Raw genomic sequence first — 17,174 nt, 5'->3', positions numbered from 1 at the left:
CGCGGCGGTCAATAACCGACGGCGCGACCGAAAGCGGCGGGGCGTCGCTGGACGAGGGGATTGGCTTCGCGTTCAAGCGCGGCGAGCGTTTGCTCGAACAGCGGGCGCAGCGCGACCACGCGCGGCAGATATTCCTCGGGGCTCGTCTGGCTTTCGACGCAATGGCGCGCGAACATTTCGATGTCTTCGGCCAGCGCGCCGAGCTTTTCGCCGCCGAACTGGCGCGCTTCGCTCTTCAGCGTGTGCGCGGGCATGACCAGCCCGCGCGGATCGCGCGCGCGCATCGCCTCTTCGATCGCGGCGACCGATTTGGTGCCGTCCTCGCGAAAATAGCCGAGAATGCGCACAAAAGCCGCCCCCAATTGGGTGCGCGTCGCGCGAAACTCGTCCCAATCGACCAGGATTTCGTCCAATGCTTTCGTCCCTTGGTGTTCAGATCGGTCGTGGTCCCGGCCGATCCATGCCCCAAAGTCGGTAAAAAAGAGGTTACGAACCGCGCGCCAGCCGGCCGAAGCCGCCCCATTTTGGGTCAGCGGCGAACGCGCCAGCGTCCCTCGCCCGCGTCGGCGCTCTCGTCAGCCACCGCCCAGCCATGCTCGGCAGCGAGCGCCGCGATCTCGCGGCCCGCATTGGGGTCGTCGGCGATCAGCAGCACCGCCTCCGCCTCGCGCATCGCGCGCGCGAGGCGCAGCGCGGGCCAGGGACAGCGCATCCCGCGCGCGTCGACCAGCCGCACCACTGCGTCATTCGTCATAGGGATTGCGCGAATTGCGGAAATTGAGCCGCACCGGCACGCCCTGAAACCCCAGTTCCTTGCGCATCCCGTTGACCAGATAGCGTTCATAGCTGCCGGGCAGCGCGTCGGTGCGCGATCCGAAGACGACGAAGGTGGGCGGACGCGTGCGCGCCTGCGTGATGTAACGCAGCTTGATGCGCTTGCCGCCCGGCGCCGGCGGCGGATTCGCGGTCACCGCGCCCTCGAACCAGCGGTTGAGCCGGGCCGTCGGGACGCGGTTCGTCCAGATCGCGCGCTGTTCGAACGCGACGCGGACGAGCGTGTCGATCCCCTTGCCGGTCGCGCCCGAAATGCTGAGCACCGGCACGCCCTTCACCTGGGCAAGCCCGTCATCGAGGGCGGTGCGCACGCCGTTGAACAGCGCCGAGGGGTCTTCGGCGATGTCCCATTTGTTGAGCGCGACGATCAGCGCGCGGCCTTCCTGGAGCACCCGGTCGGCGATGCGCAGATCCTGCGCCTCCAGCCCCTTGGTCGCGTCGAGCAGCAGCACGACGACCTCGGCGAAATCGACCGCGTGCAGCGCATCGGCGACCGAGAGCTTTTCCAGCTTGTCCTGCACCTTCGCGCGCTTGCGCATTCCCGCGGTGTCGAACAGCTGGATTTCGTGGACCTCGCCATCCTGTTCCCACCGCCAGTCGACGCGGATCGAATCGCGCGTGATCCCCGCCTCGGGGCCCGTGATCAGCCGGTCCTCGCCGATCATCCGGTTGATGAGCGTCGATTTGCCCGCATTGGGGCGGCCGACGATCGCGAGCTTCATCGGGCCAAGCGCCTCTTCCTCCGCATCGTCCGCCGCTTCGGCCTCGGCATCCATGAAGGGCTCGACGACCGGGCGCAGCGCGTCGAACAGTTCGACCAGCCCCTCGCCATGTTCGGCGCTGAGCGCGAGCACCGTGTCGAAACCGAGCGACCAGGCCTCCATCAGCCCCGCCTCGCCCTGCTTGCCTTCGGCCTTGTTCGCGCAGAGGATGATCGGCGTGTCCTCGCTGCGCAGCCAGCGCGCAATTTCCTCGTCGAGCGGCGTCACCCCGGCGCGCGCGTCGATCAGGAACAGCGCGGCGTCGGCCTCGCGGACCGCCTTTTCGGTCTGGACACGCATCCGGCCGGGCAGCGTCGCCGCATCCTGATCCTCGAACCCCGCGGTGTCGACGATGCGGAACTCGAGACCGAGCAGCTTGCCGTCGCCCTCGCGCCGGTCGCGCGTCACCCCCGGCTGGTCGTCGACAAGCGCGAGCCGCTTGCCGACGAGCCGGTTGAACAGCGTCGATTTACCCACATTGGGACGGCCGACAATGGCGATCGTCGCATGTCGCGACATCAGATTATCCTTATCTTAGAACACAAAACGACAAACAGGTCCGTCTCCCCGAGCGAAGACGAGGGGCCATGCCGAGCGAAGTCGAGGCTGCGACACCTGCGGTTCTCGCTCCGCTCGAACGAGCCCCTCGTCTTCGCTCGGGGAGACGGACTAATAGCGGCGATATTTCTATCAACGCCAGGCCGTGATCGTCCCGTCGTCGGCGAGGATGTAGAGGATGTTGTTCGCGACGATCGGCGGCTGCGACAGCGAGGTTTTGAACTCGGTCGATGCGAGCAGCGATCCGTCGGTCGGCGAAAACTCCGCCAGCGTGCCTTCGCTGTTCACCGCGATCAGGCGCCCACCCGCGAGGATCGGCCCCGTCCAGCGGATCGGATCCTTCTTTTTCTTCTCGGTCTCGACGCGGAAGCGCGCGAGCTGCTGGAGCCAGCGCACCTTGCCGCTCGACCGCGCGACGCACAGCAATTTGCCGTCGTCGGTCATCGCATAGACCCATTCCCCGACCACATAGGGCGTCGAAATGCCGGCGATCGAGATTTCCCAGCTGCGCTGGCCGGTGACCAGCTCGTAACTCGCCATGCGGCCACCCTGGCCGAGCGCGAACACGCGGCCGCGGTCGATCACCGGATCGGCATCGACGTCGGTGAGCGTCGACACCGACAGCGCCATCGAAGTGCGCGCCAGCGCATCTTCCCACAGGTCGCGGCCATTCTCGTAACGATAGGCCTGCACCTCGCCCGACGAGAAGCCCGCGACGATCGTGCCCTGCCCCGCCGCGGGCGACGCCGCGCCGAACACGCTGCCCGCCTCCAGCGACGCCGTCGCCTGCCACTGGACGGCGCCATCGGCGGCATTCAGCGCAAAAATCTGGTTGTCCTGGCTGATCACATAGACGCCGCCGAACGCCACCGTCGGCGCGCCGCGCAGTGGCCCGGCGGGCCGCACCTTCCACAGCACCGACCCGTCGGCCGCGTTGAGCGCCGCGACGTCGCCAACGCCGCTGGTCGCATAGACGACATTGCCATCGACGCTCGCCCCGCCACCGAACAGCGAATCCTTGAAATCCTTGCCCGTGCTGCCGATCGCGACGCTCCACAGCCTTGCCCCCGTGTCGGCCGCAAAGGCCGAAACGACCGCGTCGGTATCGACGACGAACAGGCGGTTGTCGGCAACCACCGGCGACGAAGCGAGGCGCTGCTTGTTCGTGCTGCCCGCGATATTCGCTTCCCAGAGCTTCGTCCGCGCCGCGCCGAGCGCGGGGTGCCCCATGGATTTTGCCGCATTGCCGCCCGATTGCGCCCAGGCGGCGTTCACGACCGGATCGGGCAGCACAACGGCGATCGCCGCCGTCGCCGGATCGACCTTGACGCTGTTGTCGTTCGACAGGATCGAGACACGATTGCCGATCGTCGGTGTCCTCGGCCCGCCATCGCCCTTGAACACCCCGCAACCCGCCAGCGGCAGCGCCAGCAGCGCCGCATATAGTCCGAAACGCGCAGTCCGCATATTATTTGGCTTCCTCAGTCTTCGGGGCGGCGGACGCCGCGCCTTTCTGCTCGGCGGCGACGCTGTCGGCGGCGCGGTCGGCGACGGCATCGACGCCCAGCATCCCCGCCATCTGGACCGAACGCGATTGCAGCGACCGGGTAAGGTCGGGCAATTTGGCGATCCGGCCATAGAGCGCGCCCGCCTGGTCGAACTGGCCGAGCCGGTAATGCGCGCTCGCCGACAATTCGGCGGCGCTGGCGAACCAGCTCGACGCGGGATCCCTGGCATCGACGATCGGCTTCATCCGCGCGATCACCGCCTCGGGCTTCAGCGTGTCATATTCGAACGCCGTCTGGCGAATGAGCGCGAGGTCGCGAAGCGACCGATCGACCTCGGTATCGGCGACGATCTTGGCCATCAGCGCGGCGGCGGCCTTGAGGTCGCCCGCACCGGCCTTGATATTCGCCTGCTGCATAAGCGCCGCGGCGCGATAGGCCGGGGTGCCTTCGGCAGCGATCTTCTCCAGTTCGCTCGCCGCGGCGCGCGGCTGGTTGGTCTGAAGCTTGTCGAGCGCCGCGATCAGCTGTTCGGCCTGTTCGCCGCGCGCGACCTCCTGCCGGTGGTTCCAGTAAAGATAGCCGCCAAAGGCCAGCAGGATCGCCAGCACGCCGCCGATGATCCAGCGGCCATAGCGCTGCATGATCGTGTCGAGCCGATCCTTGCGAACGGCTTCATCGACTTCCTGCAACAGCGCGGCGTCATTCGTCGGGCTCAGGGCCAATCAAACCTCCGTAAACTTCGTGACGGCGCGAGGCCGGCCCGCTTCCTTAGCGACGGCACGGGGAAAGGCCAAGCGTTTCACTTGTGGACACGCGGGGTCAATCAACCGGCGTAAATCTGATCCTCGGTCGGGAATGAACGGGATCTGACTTCACCCGCATAATCCTGCACCGCGCCGCTGACGACGCCCGCCATGTCCTGATAGCGTTTGACGAATTTCGGGACGCGCTCGAACATGCCCAGCATATCGTCGGTGACGAGCACCTGGCCGTCGCACTGCGCCGATGCGCCGATGCCGATCGTCGGGCAGGCGACCTTGTTCGTGATCTCGATCGCGATCGATTCGAGCACCCCCTCGATCACGATCGAAAAGGCGCCCGCCTGCGCCACCGCGACCGCATCCTCGACGATCGAGCGGGCCTCTTCCTCGCTCTTGCCGCGCACGCCATAGCCGCCGAGGATGTTCACCGCCTGCGGCGTCAGGCCGACATGGCCCATCACCGGGATGCCGCGCTGGGTCAGAAACTCGATCGTCGGGGCGAGAACCTTGCCGCCCTCGACCTTCACCGCCGCGGCGCCCGTTTCCTTGAGCAGCCGCGCGGCATTGTCGAACGCCTGCTCGGGACTGCCTTCATAGCTGCCGAAGGGCATGTCGACGATCACTGCGGCGTGGTAGCTGCCGCGCACCACCGCGGCGCCGTGCAGCGCCATCATCTCCATCGTCACCCCGACCGTGTGCGGCAGGCCATAGATCACCTGCGCGAGCGAATCGCCGACGAGCAGCATGTCGCAATGCGGGTCGAGCAACTGCGCCATGCGCACCGTATAGGCGGTGAGCATCACGATCGGCTCGCCGCCTTTGCGCTGGCGGATGCGCGGCACCGTCAGCCGCTTCATCGGCTGCGGCGTCGGATTCGCGCGGCTCGTGGAGGTGTCGAGGGTGAGCGTTTTGGGGAGCGTGGACATGGCGCCGGGGCTTAGCCGGTAACGCGCCGCGGCGAAAGCGGCAAAGCCCAGTCATGTCGATTATTCTTGACTTAATGTTAAAAATATCGAACATTGAGTTCATATCACCTGACATGGAGTTGGAAATGGCGTTTCGTGAAAAGATCCACTGGGTAGCGCTGGTGTCGATGGCGGCCGCCTTTGGCTGGTATTTCCTCGCCTATCCCTGGCACCTCGTCGCCAGCCCGGCGGGCGTGTGGGCATCGGTGGGAATGATCATTCCGGCGACGATCGCGATCATCGCGTCGATGTCGATCGCGACCGCCGTGCTGGCGTTCCGGAGTCCCGGCGAAGTCGAGCTGAAGGAGGACGAACGCGACCGCAGCTTTCATGTGCGCGGGACGCACTACGCCTATTATCCGCTCGTCGTCGGCATCTGGATCAATATCTTCCTGATTTTCAGCGGAGTCAGCCAGGCGCAGCAGCTCAACCTGTTGCTCGCGATCGTCGTTGTTGCCGAACTCGTGCGGATCGGCGCCCAGCTCTACCTCTATCGCCGGGGCTATTGAACCATGTCGCCCGCGATCCTCGAATCCGCGCGGCGGCTCGCCGGCGCCGAACCCGGAGAGCTGCCCATGAACTTCCGCGAAAAGACCGCCTGGCTGAACGTCATCGCGATGGCCGCGGCCTACACCCTCTATTTCGGGCTTCTCCTCTCCGGGCATCCCGCCGGACGCGAGGTGTTTCCGATGCTGTGGCTCTTCGGATCGGTCGCCGTGGCCCACGCCGTCACGGTCATCGTCGGCACGATCATCCTGTCGGCGCAGGCACCGAAATCGGAGCGCGCGCGCGCCGACGAGCGCGATCGCGCGATCCGTCGACGCGGAGCCGCCGCCGCTTATTATGTCCTGCTGGTCGGCATGATGGTCGTCGGCGTCTACATGCCCTTCGTGGAAAGCGGCGCGGCGCTGGCGAATTGCGGCCTGCTCGCGATCGTGCTTGCCGAACTGGTGAACAGCGTGGTCGTCCTGATGAGCTACCGGAGGGGCTGGCATGGCTAAGCCGCCCTTCGACAACGATATTCGCACGCTGCGTTTCCTGGCCGGTGAAATGACGCAGGCCGAACTTGGCGAGCGCGTGGGGGTGACGCGGCAGACGATCGCCGCGATCGAGCAGGGCAAATATTCTCCCTCGCTCGAAGTCGCCTTCCGCATCGCGCGCGTCTTTGGAAAGCCGCTCGAAGCCGTGTTCCAGTGGAAGGACGGTCAGGGCTGAGCCAGCGCGGCCGCGCGGCCCGGCCCGCGCCACCTCCCCGGGGGCGTCGGGTCGGGCTTGCGGCGTTTTTCGGAAGGGGAGCGAAGGCTGCCAACCTTCGTCATCCGTGACCCGATCCGGGATCCATGACGTCGGCGCTGCGATCGGTTCCGCATCAAGTCCTGGACGACGGTGAAATCGAGGGCCGGTTTCAGCCGAAGCCAAACGCTCGAAAAATCAACGTCCCGTCCGCGCCGCCACCGCTTCGCGCACATTGTCGCTGAACAGCCCGTCGATACCGGTGGCAAGATAGGCCTCGATCTCGCCGCCCAGGTCGCCGTGGCCCGCGGGATTGACCCCGCCCTTGTTGCCGAGCGGCAGGAAATAATTCTCCCGGCGGAACGTCCATGGATGGACCTTGAGCCCCGCGGCGTGCGCATCGCGAACCAAATTCGTCGGCTCGCCCAGTGATCCCAGAGCGCCGCGCGGGATGATCATCGTCTTGTTGGGTCCGATGCCGTCGGCATAGGCGGCGATCATTCTGAGTCCCGCAGGCGACGTCATGGCGGCATAGCTCGTATCGGGCCGGTCGGCGGGGCCGCCGCTCGCATCGACGAGCTGGATCAACGGCAGGTCGCTCTTCGCGCGCAGGTCCATCAGATTGCCGACCTCGAAGCTCTGGATGAACACCGGCGCGCTGCGTCCGCGATAGCCGAATCGATCGAGCAGCGCGAGCAAGGGCGCGTCGTGCGGCAGGCCGATCGACGCGAAATAGCTCGGATGCTTGGTCTCCGGATAGACGCCGACCGGCACGCTGCGTCCGCGGTTCGCCTCGGCGAGCAGCGTCAATATCTCCTCGAAGGTCGGCACCTCGAACCGCCCGTCGAACGCCGTCCCGCGCAGCTGCGGCAGCCGTTCCTTCGCGCGCAGCGTCTTGAGCTCGGCGAGCGTGAAATCCTCGGTGAACCAGCCGGTCACCTCTTTGCCGTCGATCATCTTCGTCGCCTTGCGATCGGCAAACTCGGGACGATCCGCGACGTCGGTGGTTTCCGAAATCTCGTTCTCGTGACGCGCGACGAGGACGCCGTCGCGCGTGAGCACGAGATCGGGCTCGATGAAATCGGCGCCCTGTTCGATCGCCAGCCTGTAGCTCGCCAGCGTATGTTCGGGCCGCTCGCCCGACGCGCCGCGATGCGCGATGACGATGGGCGGCTTACCGTCGAGCGTGGGCTCCGCCATCACCGGATCAGCCGAGCAGCCGGCGGACAGCATCAAGGCCAGCATGGCCGCAAGCGCGCGCATCATGCCGCAAAGCGCGCCTGCCAGTCGTCGGCGGAAAAACCGACGCTGATTCCATTCGCGGTCTCGACGACCGGCCGCCGGATCATCGCCGGTTGTTCGAGCATCAACGCCCTGGCCGAAGCGGCATCCAGTCCGACCCTGGCTTCATCGGGCAATTTGCGAAAGGTCGTGCCGCCCTTGTTGAGCAGCTTTTCCCAACCGACGGCATCGATCCAGCCTTGCAGGCGGTCAGGGTCCAGCCCGTCCTTGCGGAAATCATGAAATCGGTATGCGACGCCGCGATCGTCGAGCCAGCGCCGCGCCTTTTTCACCGTGTCGCAATTGGGAATGCCATAAAGAATCATCGCCATGGACGCGTGATTAGCAGCAGCGCGTTGCAGATTCGAGGCTCAAGCAGCCGATGCCGAGGAAGCGGGCGCGCGGTCGGCGATGCGCGTGTTGGCGTTCGCCAGCTTGCCGCGCAGCGCGCGGGCGAAGCCTTCGTGCAGTTCGGCCGCGATACCGGGGTTGGCCGCGAGATAGGCGCGCAGCGCCGCCGCGGGGACGAACCACAGCCGCGCATTGCTGGCGAGCACGACCGTCCCCGTCGCGTGCGATCCATCGAGCACCGTCGCCTCGCCGATCAGCTCGCCGTCGGCGAGGCGCCCGACCTCGGCGCCGTCGCACAGAATCGTCGCTTGGCCGTCGGCGAGATAGAAAAGGCTGGGCGCCGCCTGATTCTCGCGGATCAGCACCTCGCCGCGCTTCGCCGAAATCCAGTGCCCCTGATCGATCAGCCCGCGCGCGGCGTGTGCGCCCAGCCCCGGAAAATGCCGCCGCCGCAACTCCTCATCCTCGGGCGAGAAGCGCACTTTCGTCCCGCGCAGCCACAGCCGCGCGAGAATGCCGATATTGACCACGAGGATCGCGAGCACGAGCAGGCTGTAGCCGGGGTCGGCGGCGCGAAAGAGGGTGAGCGGCAGCGCGACGAACGCCGCCGCGGCCAGCCCGATGCGCGCATAGTCGATGCGTACGACAAAGCTTGTCGCCAGAAGGAGCAGCAACGCCCCGTAAAGGAACCACGCGGAGTCGAAACTCGCCATAGCCAATCGCTCGCATCCCGGCCCGCGATCGGGCCATTGGGTGAATGACGTTGTCGATAGCCCTGTCCCTTGGATCGCGCCGCCACCGCGCCAAGCCTGCAATAAACTATCAGTTCCCTGGCCCTAAGAAAAGCATAGGTGCGCAAAGGTCACGATAATGCTAATTTTCGGCCTCGCGCGCCCGGCAAACATTGCACCGGCGGGGCATTCGCGCCATGGGGCGCATGATTCGAAGATGAAATGACAGGCAGATGACGAAAAACTGGCAACCGCATAGCTGGCGCACGCACGAGGCCCGCCAGCTGCCCACCTATCGCGACGGCGAAGCGCTCGCGGCCGCCGAGCGCGAGCTTGCGGGCTATCCCCCGCTCGTTTTTGCGGGCGAAGCGCGCGAATTGACGAGCGAACTCGCGCGCGTCGCGGAGGGCAAGGCCTTTCTGCTGCAAGGCGGCGACTGCGCCGAAAGCTTTGCCGAGTTCCATCCGAACAATATCCGCGACACCTTTCGCGTCCTGCTTCAGATGGCGGTCGTGCTGACCTTCGCATCGAAAATGCCGGTGGTGAAGCTCGGCCGCATGGCGGGCCAGTTCGCCAAGCCGCGTTCAGCGGATATGGAGGAAGTGAGCGGCGTGTCGCTGCCAAGCTATCGCGGCGACATCATCAACGACATCGCGTTCGATGCCGACGGCCGCGAGCCCGACCCCGCGCGCATGGTCAAGGCCTATAACCAGTCGGCGGCGACGCTCAACCTGCTGCGCGCCTTCGCGGGCGGCGGCTATGCCAATCTGCATCAGGTCAACGCCTGGACGCACGATTTCATGGACCGCAGCCCGTGGGCCAAGAAATATCAGGAAACCGCCGCGCGCATTTCCGAAGCGCTCGCTTTCATGGAAGCGTGCGGCGTGACGCCCGAAACGGTGCCGCAGATCAAGGGCACCAGCTTCTACACCAGCCATGAAGCGCTGCTGCTCCCCTATGAGCAGGCGCTGACCCGGCAGGACAGCCTGACCGGCGGCTGGTACGACACGTCGGGCCATTTCCTGTGGGTCGGCGACCGCACCCGTTTCGAGGGGTCGGCGCATATCGAGTTTCTGCGCGGCATCGGCAATCCCATCGGCATGAAGTGCGGGCCGAGCCTCGAACCCGACGCGCTGCTGCGCCTGCTCGACACGCTCAACCCCAATCATGTGCCGGGCCGCATGACGCTCATCACGCGTTACGGCCACGACAAGATCGAGGCGCATCTGCCCAGGCTCGTGCGCGCGGTGAAGGAATCGGGCCATCCCGTCGTCTGGTCGTGCGACCCGATGCACGGCAATGTCATCAAGACCTCGACCGGCTACAAGACGCGGCCGTTCGAGCGCATCCTCGCCGAAGTGCGCGGCTTCTTCGCCGTCCACCGCGCCGAGGGCACGCATGGCGGCGGCATCCATATCGAAATGACCGGCCAGAATGTCACCGAATGCACCGGCGGCGCGATGGACGTGACGCAGATGGACCTCGCCGACCGCTATCACACGCATTGCGACCCGCGCCTCAACGCGGGGCAGTCGCTCGAACTGGCCTTCCTGCTGGCCGAAATGCTCAATCAGGAAATGGCGGATCGCGCGAAGCAGGCGGCTTAACGCCATTCTCGTCATTGCGAGCGAAGCGAAGCAATCTCCAGCCCTCGACCTTTGCGTGAGGTCGAGGGCTGGAGATTGCCGCGTCGCCTCCGGCTCCTCGCAATGACGCTCTAGAAGAGCTACTTAACCGCCCACCGCTTCGTATCGGCAAACGCCCGTCCCAGCGCGACATGCAGGTCGGCATCCTCGGCCGCGCCGCCGAGCGGGATCTGGTCGGAGAAATTGTCCCCCGCGCGGTGATAATTGCCTGACAAAAAGGCTTCGAGCAGCGCCATGTCCGAAAAGCTGCCGCCGACCATCAGCGAGGTGACGCCTTTCGCGCCGAGCGCCCAGCCATCCTGCCGCTGGATGAAGGCATCGGCCTCGCCATCCGCGTCGAGCGTGCGGCCGAGTGTCGTCGCGACCTCGCGCACCACCGCGTCATAGGCGGGCTTGCCGCGCCCGATCGTCGCGACCGGCGTGCCGCGCGGCGAGATCGCGATCGTGTCGACGTTGAGTGCGACGGTGATGTCGGACAGCGGAACGACGGGATGATCGGCAAACCAGCGCGCGCCGAGCAGACCCTTCTCCTCCGCCGTCGTCGCCAGGAAATAGATGTCGCGGTCGGGGCGCGCGCCCCTGCCCAGCCGCTTCGCCACCTCGATCAGCACCGCGATCCCGCTCGCATTGTCGACCGCGCCATTGCAGATGCGGTCGGCCGCGCCCTCGGGCGCGCAGATGCCGAGATGATCCCAATGGCCGAGAAAGAGCACCGCCTTGCCGTCGGGCCGTGCGCCGGGCAGCCTGGCAATGACATTGTGGCTCGCAAAGAAACGGACCGTCGACGCCGTGGTGAAGTCCGCCGTCACCGGCAGCACGGCGCCCTGATAGTCCGCCGCCTTGGCCGCCTCGCGCAGCGCGGCGCCATCCTGCCCCGCGGCCTTGAACAGCGCGTCGGCGGCTTCGGGTGAGAGAAAGCCGCTCACCGGCGCGCCCGCCTTGGCGCTGGCAAGGCGCATGGATTTGCTGCCGACGCTTTCGCGCAGCGCGTCCCACGGCACCGCGTCGGTCGCGATCACCAGCACCGCGCTCGCGCCCGCATCGGCGAGCATCTGGCGCCGCTCGCGATAGCGCGGCAGCGCTTCGCCAAAGGGCGCATTGTCGAACAGCATGATCGCGAGCTTGCCCTTGACGTCGGCGTTGACCTGCCCCGCGCCGTCGATGCCATAGCCGACGAAGACCGCGGGAAGGCTCGCGAGCGCCACCGACGCATCGCGCCCGGTCACGACGATGCCGTCATCGCCGAGCGCGAAATCGCGGCCGTTCACCTTGAACATCGCGGTGCCGCTCAGCGCCTGCGTCTCGACAAAGGGCACCGGCTGGAGCCACGGCGTCGCGCTGCCCGGCACGGCTTCCAGCCCCGCCTTCGCCCATTCGCCGACGATATAGGCAATCGTGCGATCCTCGCCATCGGTGCCCGGCGCGCGCCCCTCGAACGCATCGCCGGCCAGCGTGCGGATATGCGCGGCGAGGTCGGCTTCGGTGACCGGGGCATCGGCGGATCTGGCATGGACAGTGGGGACGGCGGCGAAAGCAGCCAGGGCGACAGCCACAATCGCGGCGCGAAACTTGATCGTCTGCATGGTCGCGCCGATGGCATGGCGGCCGCACGTAGGCAAGGCGGTTCGTCGAACGACGAACGGCGGCCTCCCCTCCCGCTGGCGGGAGGGGCAGCGAGAGTTGCGAGCTTGCTCGCTACTCGCAGCGGGGTGGGCATCTGCGCCGCTGCTGGCCCACCCCCGACCCCTCCCGCAAGCGGGAGGGGAGGGTCAGGCGCGCCCCGCCCGCGCCAGCAGCGCACGCGCCGCGGCGACGTGCATATCCTCGATCATCCGGCCCTCGTGCCGCTGCGCGCCGCCGGTTGCCGCGGCGATCAGCGCCTCGGCCGCCGCAATCTCCCGCGCTGTCGGCGCGAAGGCGGCGTTGCACGGATCAACCTGCGACGGGTGGATCAGCGTCTTGCCGTCGAAGCCGAGCCGCCGCGCCTCGGCGGCTTCGGCGGCGAAACCCGCGGCATCGTCGATCGCGTTGTAAACGCCGTCAAAACACCAGACGCCGCCCGCGCGCGCCGCAAGCACGATCGCCTGAATCGCATGGCTCATCGCGCCACGGTCGGTGCCGTCCGGCAGTTTCAATTCGTGCGCAAGGTCGTTGAGCCCCGCGATCAGCCCGGCGACTGCGCTGTCCGCCGCGATCTCGCGCGCGGCATAGATGGCGGTCGGCGTCTCGATCATCGCCAGCATCGGCAGACCGAGCCCGCGCGCCGGGGCGAGGTCGGCGGCGGCGTCGACCTTGGGCAGCACGACCGCGTCGAGCGGCAGTGCGGCAAGCGCGTTGATGTCCGCCGCCTGATGCGCGCTCCCCGCGCCGTTGATCCGCACCGCGATGCGCTTGCCGGGATAGCCCGCGATCACCGCCGCGCACATCGCGTCGCGCGCCGCGTCCTTGCGATCGGCGGGCACCGCATCCTCGAGGTCGATAATCAGCATGTCGGCGGCCAGACCCGCCGCCTTTTCGAGCGCGCGGGCGTTCGATCCCGGAACATAGAGCAGCGAGCGCGGGGCGAAGTCGGTCATGCGCTTTTCTGTGGCGCAGCCGCGCCATTGCCGCAATAAGGAAGGCGGGTTTGCAAAGGCGCAATTTTGCAAGAGGGGATGATCGATGGAATTCGCACTCGCACTGGTGGTCCTGGCGCTGGTGTTCCTGATCTGGGCGCTGACGCCCGTGCGGCAGGGCTTCGCCTATACGATCGAACGCTTCGGCCGCTACACGCACACCGCGCAGCCGGGGCTCAACTTCATCATGCCGATCTTCGACCGCGTCGGGCGCAAGGTCAACATGATGGAGCAGGTGCTCGACATTCCGGGGCAGGAGATCATCACCAAGGACAATGCAATGGTCGCGGTCGACGGGGTGGTCTTCTTCCAGGTGCTCGACGCCGCCAAGGCCGCCTATGAAGTCAGCGACCTGTATCTGTCGATCATGAACCTGACGACGACGAACCTGCGCACCGTCATGGGGTCGATGGACCTCGACGAAACGCTGTCGAAGCGCGACGAGATCAACGCGCGGCTGCTGCACGTCGTCGACGATGCGACGACGCCGTGGGGGGTCAAGATCACCCGCGTCGAAATCAAGGACATCCGCCCGCCCGCCGACATTTCAAACGCCATGGCCCGCCAGATGAAGGCCGAACGCGAAAAGCGCGCCGCGATCCTCGAGGCCGAAGGGCTGCGCGCCTCCGAAATCCTGCGCGCCGAGGGCGAGAAGCAGGGCCAGATTTTGCAGGCCGAGGGCCGCCGCGAGGCCGCCTTTCGTGACGCCGAGGCGCGCGAGCGCGAAGCCGAGGCCGAAGCCAAGGCGACGCAGATGGTCAGCGACGCGATCGCCAGCGGCAATGCCCAGGCGATCAACTATTTCGTCGCGCAGAAATATGTCGAGGCGGTGAGCCAGTTCGCGACGAGCCCGAACAGCAAGACGATCCTGTTCCCGGTCGAGGCGACGCAGCTGATCGGCACCCTGGGCGGCATCGGCGAACTCGCCCGCGACGCGCTCGAACGCAAGCCGGGAGCCTGACATGCTCGGCTGGCTCACCAATATGGAACCGCATTGGGCGTGGCTGTCGCTCGGCGTTCTGCTCGCCGCCGCCGAAATCGTCGCGCCGGGCTTTTTCCTCATCTGGATCGGCGCCGCGGCGGTCGTCACCGGCGTCATCGCGTGGATCGTGCCGCTCAGCGTCCCGCTCCAGCTCGGCATCTTTGCGGTGCTGTCGTTCGTCGCGCTCTATGGCGGGCGCCGCTGGCTGAAGGCGAACCCGATCACCACTACCGATCCCAATCTGAACCAGCGCGGCAGCCGCCTGGTCGGTGAGGTGCTCACCGTCACGAAAGCGATCGAGGACGGCCGTGGCCGCGCCAGGGTCGGCGACGGCGAATGGCCCGTGCGCGGCCCCGACGCCGCCGAGGGCAGCAAGGTGCGGGTGGTGAGCGCCGACGGCGGCGTCTTGGTGGTGGAGCCGGCTTAGCCCCGATAAATCAAGCCGTGCGTCCCCGCGAAGGCGGGGGCCCATCTCCTGCCGGTTCCAAATGGCACCGATCGGAGACGGGCTCCCGCCTTCGCGGGAGCACGCAGCTTTTCCCTTTGCCGGACTACCCTCCGCGCGGCCGCGAATAAATCGCCGTCACATGCCCCAGCGCGTCGCTGTCGCCGATGTGCCGGAACCCCAGCTTCGCCGCGACCCGTTCCGACGCCGCATGGCCGTGGTCGATGATGCAGCGCACATCGGATACGTCGAGGTGCGCGTCCGCCCAGCCGAGCACGGCGGTCATCGCCTCGGTCGCATAGCCCGCGCCCCAATGGTCGGCATCGAACGCCCAGCCCGCTTCGGGCACGCCTTCGAGCTCGGCAATGCCGCGGCCGAAATAGCTGAGGCCGCCCATGCCGATCAGCGCATCGCTCGCGCGGTCGGCGAACACCCAGTAACCGAAACCCATCACCGGCCACAGTCCCGCCGCGCTCAGGAACTTGCCCCAGCTGACGTCGGGCGCGCGCGGTTCGCCGCCGATGAAGCGCGTGACGCGCGCGTCGGCCCACATCGCGATGTGCCGGTCCTTGTCGGCAAGGCGTCCGGGGCGCAGGCGCAGGCGATCGGTTTCGACAACGGGAGCGATGGTTGGCATCGGCGGGATGTGCCCAAGCCGACGCGCGCGGTCAATCGGGGACAAGGAAATGGTCGAACAGGTCGTGCAGCACCGCCTTGCCATCGACCCGCCGTTTCACGCGCATGACCGCCAGCGTATCGACGCGCGTGAGCACGTCCACGTGGCGCAGCACGGCATGATAATGCGGCCGGTCGGCGAAATCGTGGAACAGCAGGATGCAGTCGGGTTTGCAGTGGATGATCGCCTGGAGCAGGCAGGCGACGCGAAAACGCCCGTCGATCAGCACCGCGTCGGGGCTGCCCCCCATGCCGCGCCAGACCTGCATGTGATAGCGCGGCCAGTCACGCAGGCGGCTTTCATCGACCGGATAGCCCCATTCGCCGACCGGCCCGATATCGATAGGGACGGGCGTGAACTCCACCGCCTCGCGCGCGATCTCCGCCTGCACACGCGCGAGCCAGGCGGGGTCGCTGTCGACGCTGACGATGCGCCGCACCTGTCGCGCCGCGACGAGCGTGCTGCCGCCGCAGCCGAACTCGAGCAGCGAGCCCAGCCCCGCCAGCTGCAATTCAAAATGCCGCACCTCGGCGGCGGTCATATGGGGTTGCATGGTCCCCTCCACGCGCAAGACCTATGGGACGGCGCGCGCCGCGTCCAGCCTTCCGCGCGCGCCAATCGACATTCGCATTGGCGCGGGGCCGCCGCCGCGCTATCGGCGGCGGCATGAGCCTGTTTCCGCCTGCCTCCTGCCCGCGGCTGATCGTCAAGATCGGGTCGGCGCTGCTCGTCGATCCCGATGGCGCGGTGCGGCGCGACTGGCTCGCGGGCATCGCCGCCGACATTGCGGGGCGCACGCGCGCCGGGCAACAGGTCGCGGTCGTCTCTTCGGGCGCGATCGCGCTCGGCGCACGACGGCTGGGGCTTGCCAAGGGCGGCCGCGCGAGCCTGGAGGACGCACAGGCCGCCGCCGCGACGGGGCAGATCGCGCTCAGCCAGGTGTGGGCCGAGGTTCTCGGCGCCGAAGGATTGACCGCCGCGCAGATGCTGGTGACGCTCGGCGACCTCGAACATCGCCGCCGCTATCTCAACGCCGCCGCGACGCTCGACCGACTGCTCAGCCTGGGCGTCGTGCCGATCATCAACGAGAATGACAGCGTCGCGACCGAGGAGATCCGCTTCGGCGACAACGACCGGCTCGCCGCGCGCGTCGCGCAGGCCGCGGCGGCGCGCGGCGTCATCCTGCTGTCCGACATCGACGGCCTCTATGACCGCAACCCGGCGCAGCCGGGAGCCGTCCACATCGCGCGGATCGGGCGGATCGACGCGAAGATCGAGGCGATGGCCGATGCCGGGTCGGCGTCGGGCATGGGGTCGGGCGGCATGGTGTCGAAAATCGCCGCCGCGCGCATCGCCAACGCCGCGGGCGCGCACCTCGCCATCGCGTCGGGCCGCATCGACCGGCCGCTGTCGACCGTGGCGCGGCACAGCCTGTTCATCGCCGAAAAGGGCGCGAGCGCGCGCAAGGCGTGGCTTGCGGGCGGGCTGACCGCCGAAGGGCGGCTGACGATCGACGCGGGCGCGCTCAAGGCGCTCAAAGGCGGCGCCAGCCTGCTCGCCGCCGGGGTGACCGCCGTGTCGGGCCAGTTCGCGCGCGGCGCCATCCTCGACATCGCCGGACCCGACGGGCGCGTCGTCGCGCGCGGCCTGTCCGAATATCCCGCCGCCGACGCCGCCGCGATCCTCGGCCTCGGCCGCGAGGCGCAGGAGGCCGCGCTCGGCTATGCGCCGCGCAGCGCGATGGTCCACCGCGACCATATGGTGCTGCTGTGAGCGAGGGCTGCCGTCCATTTCCTCGTCACCCTGAACTTGTTTCAGCATCCATGG

General features: G+C 67.4%; 20 protein-coding genes. 7 read left to right on the top strand and 13 right to left on the bottom strand.

What is annotated here, in order from left to right; genetic code table 11:
• Positions 1 to 8: 8 nt before the first annotated feature.
• The 6 genes from SPYCA_RS00715 to panB all read right to left on the bottom strand — a co-directional run bounded on the left by SPYCA_RS00715 (position 9) and on the right by panB (position 5,348).
• Complete coding sequence (locus tag SPYCA_RS00715; RefSeq protein WP_120218562.1) at positions 9 to 413, bottom strand: Hpt domain-containing protein; 405 nt, start codon at positions 411 to 413, stop codon at positions 9 to 11.
• A gap of 116 nt (positions 414 to 529) precedes the next feature.
• Positions 530 to 754 (bottom strand): sulfurtransferase TusA family protein, encoded by a 225-nt coding sequence (locus SPYCA_RS00710; protein ID WP_120218561.1) that lies wholly within the window; start codon positions 752 to 754, stop codon positions 530 to 532.
• Positions 744 to 2,114 (bottom strand): ribosome biogenesis GTPase Der, encoded by a 1,371-nt coding sequence (der, locus tag SPYCA_RS00705; RefSeq protein ID WP_120218560.1) that lies wholly within the window; start codon positions 2,112 to 2,114, stop codon positions 744 to 746. Before der ends, SPYCA_RS00710 begins: the two co-directional genes overlap by 11 nt.
• A gap of 171 nt (positions 2,115 to 2,285) precedes the next feature.
• On the bottom strand, positions 2,286 to 3,620 hold the full coding sequence (locus SPYCA_RS00700; protein ID WP_120218559.1) for an outer membrane protein assembly factor BamB family protein: 1,335 nt from the start codon (positions 3,618 to 3,620) through the stop codon (positions 2,286 to 2,288).
• Between the two features lies 1 nt (position 3,621).
• The gene (locus SPYCA_RS00695) at positions 3,622 to 4,383 is read right to left on the bottom strand and encodes a tetratricopeptide repeat protein (protein WP_120218558.1); all 762 of its coding nucleotides are present in this window, start codon (positions 4,381 to 4,383) and stop codon (positions 3,622 to 3,624) included.
• Positions 4,384 to 4,484: 101 nt separating this feature from the next.
• Complete coding sequence (gene panB / locus SPYCA_RS00690) at positions 4,485 to 5,348, bottom strand: 3-methyl-2-oxobutanoate hydroxymethyltransferase (RefSeq protein WP_120218557.1); 864 nt, start codon at positions 5,346 to 5,348, stop codon at positions 4,485 to 4,487.
• Positions 5,349 to 5,473: 125 nt separating this feature from the next.
• Between panB and SPYCA_RS00685 the strand changes: the two genes are divergently transcribed.
• Genes SPYCA_RS00685 through SPYCA_RS00675 form a run of 3 tightly spaced genes read left to right on the top strand, consistent with a single transcriptional unit; the run spans position 5,474 to position 6,602 of the window.
• Positions 5,474 to 5,896: a hypothetical protein gene (locus tag SPYCA_RS00685; RefSeq protein ID WP_120218556.1), complete on the top strand. Its 423-nt coding sequence runs from the start codon at positions 5,474 to 5,476 to the stop codon at positions 5,894 to 5,896.
• A gap of 3 nt (positions 5,897 to 5,899) precedes the next feature.
• Positions 5,900 to 6,388, top strand: coding sequence for a hypothetical protein (locus tag SPYCA_RS00680; protein WP_232003424.1), 489 nt, complete (start codon positions 5,900 to 5,902; stop codon positions 6,386 to 6,388).
• Positions 6,381 to 6,602 (top strand): helix-turn-helix transcriptional regulator, encoded by a 222-nt coding sequence (locus SPYCA_RS00675; protein WP_120218555.1) that lies wholly within the window; start codon positions 6,381 to 6,383, stop codon positions 6,600 to 6,602. Before SPYCA_RS00680 ends, SPYCA_RS00675 begins: the two co-directional genes overlap by 8 nt.
• Before the next feature lie 216 nt (positions 6,603 to 6,818).
• Here the strand turns inward: SPYCA_RS00675 and SPYCA_RS00670 are convergent, their stop codons facing one another.
• From SPYCA_RS00670 to SPYCA_RS00660, 3 genes are read right to left on the bottom strand one after another with little or no spacing between them, the layout of a single operon-like run.
• Positions 6,819 to 7,886, bottom strand: a complete 1,068-nt coding sequence (locus SPYCA_RS00670) for a glycerophosphodiester phosphodiesterase (protein ID WP_120218554.1) — start codon at positions 7,884 to 7,886, stop codon at positions 6,819 to 6,821.
• Positions 7,883 to 8,233 (bottom strand): ArsC family reductase, encoded by a 351-nt coding sequence (locus tag SPYCA_RS00665; RefSeq protein WP_120218553.1) that lies wholly within the window; start codon positions 8,231 to 8,233, stop codon positions 7,883 to 7,885. Before SPYCA_RS00665 ends, SPYCA_RS00670 begins: the two co-directional genes overlap by 4 nt.
• 39 nt (positions 8,234 to 8,272) lie before the next feature.
• Positions 8,273 to 8,965: a Crp/Fnr family transcriptional regulator gene (locus SPYCA_RS00660; RefSeq protein ID WP_232003423.1), complete on the bottom strand. Its 693-nt coding sequence runs from the start codon at positions 8,963 to 8,965 to the stop codon at positions 8,273 to 8,275.
• A gap of 251 nt (positions 8,966 to 9,216) precedes the next feature.
• On the opposite strand from SPYCA_RS00660, the gene SPYCA_RS00655 reads away from it, so the two are divergent.
• Entirely contained in the window at positions 9,217 to 10,590 is a 1,374-nt protein-coding gene (locus SPYCA_RS00655) for a class II 3-deoxy-7-phosphoheptulonate synthase (protein ID WP_120218551.1), read from the top strand.
• A gap of 119 nt (positions 10,591 to 10,709) precedes the next feature.
• On the opposite strand, the gene SPYCA_RS00650 is transcribed toward SPYCA_RS00655, so the two are convergent.
• Positions 10,710 to 12,212, bottom strand: a complete 1,503-nt coding sequence (locus tag SPYCA_RS00650) for a M28 family peptidase (RefSeq protein WP_120218550.1) — start codon at positions 12,210 to 12,212, stop codon at positions 10,710 to 10,712.
• A 186-nt stretch (positions 12,213 to 12,398) separates the two neighbouring features.
• Positions 12,399 to 13,205, bottom strand: coding sequence for an HpcH/HpaI aldolase/citrate lyase family protein (locus SPYCA_RS00645; protein ID WP_120218549.1), 807 nt, complete (start codon positions 13,203 to 13,205; stop codon positions 12,399 to 12,401).
• Between the two features lie 85 nt (positions 13,206 to 13,290).
• Between SPYCA_RS00645 and SPYCA_RS00640 the strand changes: the two genes are divergently transcribed.
• On the top strand, positions 13,291 to 14,205 hold the full coding sequence (locus SPYCA_RS00640) for an SPFH domain-containing protein (protein ID WP_120218548.1): 915 nt from the start codon (positions 13,291 to 13,293) through the stop codon (positions 14,203 to 14,205).
• Between the two features lies 1 nt (position 14,206).
• A complete protein-coding gene (locus SPYCA_RS00635) occupies positions 14,207 to 14,653 on the top strand; it encodes an NfeD family protein (protein ID WP_120218547.1) in 447 nt (148 codons plus the stop codon).
• 124 nt (positions 14,654 to 14,777) lie between these two features.
• Here the strand turns inward: SPYCA_RS00635 and SPYCA_RS00630 are convergent, their stop codons facing one another.
• A complete protein-coding gene (locus SPYCA_RS00630; protein ID WP_120218546.1) occupies positions 14,778 to 15,308 on the bottom strand; it encodes a GNAT family N-acetyltransferase in 531 nt (176 codons plus the stop codon).
• Positions 15,309 to 15,339: 31 nt separating this feature from the next.
• Positions 15,340 to 15,900 (bottom strand): hypothetical protein, encoded by a 561-nt coding sequence (locus tag SPYCA_RS00625; protein ID WP_232003422.1) that lies wholly within the window; start codon positions 15,898 to 15,900, stop codon positions 15,340 to 15,342.
• A gap of 113 nt (positions 15,901 to 16,013) precedes the next feature.
• On the opposite strand from SPYCA_RS00625, the gene proB reads away from it, so the two are divergent.
• Entirely contained in the window at positions 16,014 to 17,120 is a 1,107-nt protein-coding gene (gene proB, locus SPYCA_RS00620; RefSeq protein ID WP_120222073.1) for a glutamate 5-kinase, read from the top strand.
• Positions 17,121 to 17,174: the final 54 nt, after the last annotated feature.

The sequence above is a fragment of the Sphingopyxis sp. FD7 genome (assembly GCF_003609835.1).
GTDB lineage: Bacteria > Pseudomonadota > Alphaproteobacteria > Sphingomonadales > Sphingomonadaceae > Sphingopyxis.
Note: the sequence above shows the minus strand (reverse complement) of the source record. Positions and strands in the feature narration are given on the sequence as shown.